Raw genomic sequence first — 3,507 nt, 5'->3', positions numbered from 1 at the left:
TTGCCGACCGCGTCGAGCGGATCGGTGACCGCGCGCACTTCCTTCGGCAGCTCGGCCATCTCGGCGATGCCGCCCGCGTTGTCGGTGATCGGGCCGTACGCGTCGAGCGCGACGATCATGCCGGTCATCGACAGCATCGCGGTTGCCGCGATCGCGATGCCGTACAGGCCGGCGAGGTGGTAGGCGCCCCAGATCGCCGCGCACACGGCGAGCACCGGCCACGCGGTCGACTTCATCGAGATGCCGATGCCGGCGATGATGTTGGTCGCATGGCCGGTCGTCGACGCCTGCGCGACGTGGCGCACCGGGCCGTACTCGGTCGCGGTGTAGTACTCAGTAATGACGACCATCGCGCCGGTGAGGATGAGGCCGATCACCGCGCAGCCGAACACGTTCATCGCGCCGTACTGGCTCGTCGCCATGAGCTGCTGCGTGACCGGATAGAACGCGCCGAGCGCGAGGATGCCCGAGACGATCACGCCCTTGTACAGCGCGGTCATGATCTTGCCGCCGGAGTGCTTGACGAAGAACGTGCCGATGATCGACGCGACGATCGAGACGCCGCCGATCACGAGCGGGTAGAGCACGGCATTCGCGCCCGCCTGCGCGGCCATCACGCCGCCGAGCAGCATCGTCGCGATGAGGGTGACCGCGTAGGTCTCGAACAGGTCCGCGGCCATGCCGGCGCAGTCGCCGACGTTGTCGCCGACGTTGTCGGCGATCACCGCGGGGTTGCGCGGGTCGTCTTCGGGAATGCCCGCTTCGACTTTGCCGACGAGGTCGGCGCCGACGTCGGCACCCTTGGTGAAGATGCCGCCGCCGAGGCGCGCGAAGATCGAGATCAGCGAGGAGCCGAACGCGAGCCCGACGAGCGCGTGCAGGGCCTGGTCCTGCGTCCTGCCCATCTGCATGAGCGTGACGAAGTAGCCGGCGACGCCGAGCAGGGCGAGGCCGACGACGAGCATGCCGGTGATCGCGCCGCCGCGGAACGCGACCGCGAGCGCGGCCGGGATGCCGCTGCGCGCGGCTTCGGCGGTGCGCACGTTCGCACGCACGGAGATGTTCATGCCGATGTAGCCGGTCAGCCCGGAAAGGACCGCGCCGATCGCGAAGCCGATCGCGGTCGGCCAGTCGAGCGCGAGACCGATCACGACGAGCAGCACGACGCCGACGAGCGCGATCGTGCGGTACTGGCGGTTGAGGTAGGCGCGCGCGCCTTCCTGGATCGCCGCCGCGATCTCCTGCATGCGCTCGTTGCCTGCGGGCTTGGCGAGGATCCAGCGGATCGACCATCCGCCGTACAGGATCGCGAGCACCGCGCACGCCAGCGCGATCGTCAAACCGTGTTCTTGGAACAGCATCGAACCCTCCCTTGACTCACAGGACTGATAGGAAACCCCGGGAAACAGCGCGGCAACGCGCCCGAGTATAGCCATGCGCCGAAGCGGCGCGCATTGGCGCGCCGCAGCACGCCGCGCCGGCACCGCGCGGGAGTCGCGCGCATGGCCGCGCTACCGGGAAGGCGCTTGCCGCGAACGGGGCGGGGCGACGCGGCCGGTCAGTCGGCGATGTCGTAGCGCGGCAGCTTCCTGCGCACGGCCGCGTTCTTCAGGCGCACGTAGTCGGGCAGGCCGTCGCGCAGGTACCGCGGCGGGTCCTCGCCGCGGATCAGCGGTTCGAGGTAACGGCGCGCGGCCGCGGTGATGCCGTAGCCGTCGCGCGAGATGAAGTTCTTCGGCAGCTTCTTTTCGTGGTTCGCGACGCGCTCGAGTGCGGCGGGTTCGATCGCCCATCGATACGGCGCGTCGGACCTGCGCGCGATCACCGGCATGACCGCGTTCTTCCCGGCGAGCGCGTACTCGACCGCGGCCTTGCCGACCGCCCAGGCCTGCTCGGCGTCGGTCTTCGAGGCGAGATGGCGCGCCGAGCGCTGCAGGTAATCGGGCAGCGCCCAGTGGTACTTGTAGCCGAGCTTCTGCTTGACGAGCTGGGCGAGCACGGGCGCGACGCCACCGAGCTGGGCGTGGCCGAATGCGTCGCGGGTGCCCGCCTCGGCGAGGAACTGGCCGGCGGCGTTCTTCAACCCTTCCGACGCGACCACGGTGCAATAGCCTACGCGTTCGACCGACGCCTTCACGCGCGCGAGGAACGCGTCCTCGTCGAACGCGACCTCGGGAAACAGGATCAGGTGAGGCGGGTCGCCCGCCTTGCGTGCGGCGAGCCCGCCCGCCGCGGCGATCCAGCCCGCGTGGCGCCCCATGACTTCGACGATGAAGACCTTCGTCGACGACGCGCACATCGATTCGACGTCGAGGCTCGCCTCGGCGACCGACACGGCGGTGTACTTCGCGACCGAGCCGAAGCCCGGGCAGCAGTCGGTCACCGCGAGGTCGTTGTCGACCGTCTTCGGCACACCGATCACGTTGACCGGATAACCGAGCTCGCGCGCGATCTGCGAGATCTTGAGCGAAGTGTCGGCGGAATCGTTGCCGCCGTTGTAGAGGAACCAGCGGATGTCGTGCGCCTCCAGTACGGCGATCAGGCGTTCGTAGCGCGCGCGGTCCTGCTCGAGCGACTTGAGCTTGAAGCGGCACGACCCGAACGCGCCGCCCGGTGTGTGGCGCAGCGCCTTGATCGCCGCAGCGCTTTCCTTCGAGGTATCGATGAGGTCCTCGCGCAGCGCGCCGATGATGCCGTTGCGCGCGGCGAGCACGGGGACCTTGCGTCGGCGCGCGGTATCGATGACCGCGGCGGCGGTCGCATTGATGACCGCGGTGACCCCGCCCGATTGCGCGTACAGCAGCTTGCCCTGGCTCATTACCGAATCCTTTTCGTCCACGTTCCGATGCGGTCGGCGAGGTTTGACACCATTCTGGCCAGCCGCTAGCGTTGTCGCCATTCTAGGCGCGCCGAGGGGCGCGTCGCGTCCCCCAATCGTGAGCATGAGCGCCGCACGGCGCCATCGGAGCACCATGCGACTCGTTCTACTCGGCGCGCCCGGCTCGGGCAAGGGCACCCAGGCCGAGCTGCTCAAGGCCACGCTCGGCGTGCCGCACGTGTCGACCGGCGACCTGCTGCGGGCCGCGGTCAAGGCCGGCACGCCGCTCGGCCTCAAGGCGAAGGCGGTCATGGAGGCGGGCCAGCTCGTTTCCGACGACATCGTGCTCGCGATGCTCGAGGAGCGTCTCGCGCAGCCGGATGCGAAGGCCGGTTTCATCCTCGACGGCTATCCGCGCAACGTCGCGCAGTGCGCCGCGCTGGAAAAGCTCCTCGCGCGCATCGGCCAACCGCTCGAGGTCGCGATCAAGCTCGACGTGCCGAGCGAACTCATCGTCGAGCGCATCGCCGGTCGCGCCGCGGCGCAGGGCCGCAAGGACGACACGCCGGAAACCGTGCGCGAACGCCTGCGCGTCTACACCGAACAGACGGAACCGGTCGCGGGCCATTTCGCCGAGATCGGCAAGCTCGCGGTCGTCGACGGCGTCGGCGAGCTCGCCGAGGTGTCGG

General features: G+C 69.4%; 3 protein-coding genes. 1 reads left to right on the top strand and 2 read right to left on the bottom strand.

Going from position 1 to position 3,507, the window contains the following annotated elements; all coding sequences use genetic code 11:
- Both VI238_RS03330 and VI238_RS03325 read right to left on the bottom strand, forming a co-directional pair.
- A partial coding sequence (locus VI238_RS03330) for a sodium-translocating pyrophosphatase (protein WP_414650022.1) occupies nucleotides 1-1,361 on the bottom strand: 1,361 nt, incomplete at its 3' end.
- 197 nt (nucleotides 1,362-1,558) lie between these two features.
- Complete coding sequence (locus VI238_RS03325; RefSeq protein WP_331648426.1) at nucleotides 1,559-2,818, bottom strand: 6-phosphofructokinase; 1,260 nt, start codon at nucleotides 2,816-2,818, stop codon at nucleotides 1,559-1,561.
- 154 nt (nucleotides 2,819-2,972) lie between these two features.
- Between VI238_RS03325 and VI238_RS03320 the strand changes: the two genes are divergently transcribed.
- Nucleotides 2,973-3,507: adenylate kinase (locus VI238_RS03320; protein ID WP_331648424.1), on the top strand; the 535-nt coding region annotated here is incomplete at its 3' end.

The organism is Dokdonella sp., assembly GCF_036518555.1.
Taxonomy (GTDB): Bacteria; Pseudomonadota; Gammaproteobacteria; order Xanthomonadales; family Rhodanobacteraceae; genus Dokdonella_A.
This window is presented reverse-complemented; position numbering and strand designations above follow the sequence as displayed.

What these genes read in the sequence shown, in the direction of transcription:
- VI238_RS03325 (WP_331648426.1), bottom strand. Translation starts at nt 2,818, where the DNA reads ATGAGCCAGGGCAAGCTGCTGTACGCGCAATCGGGCGGGGTCACCGCG.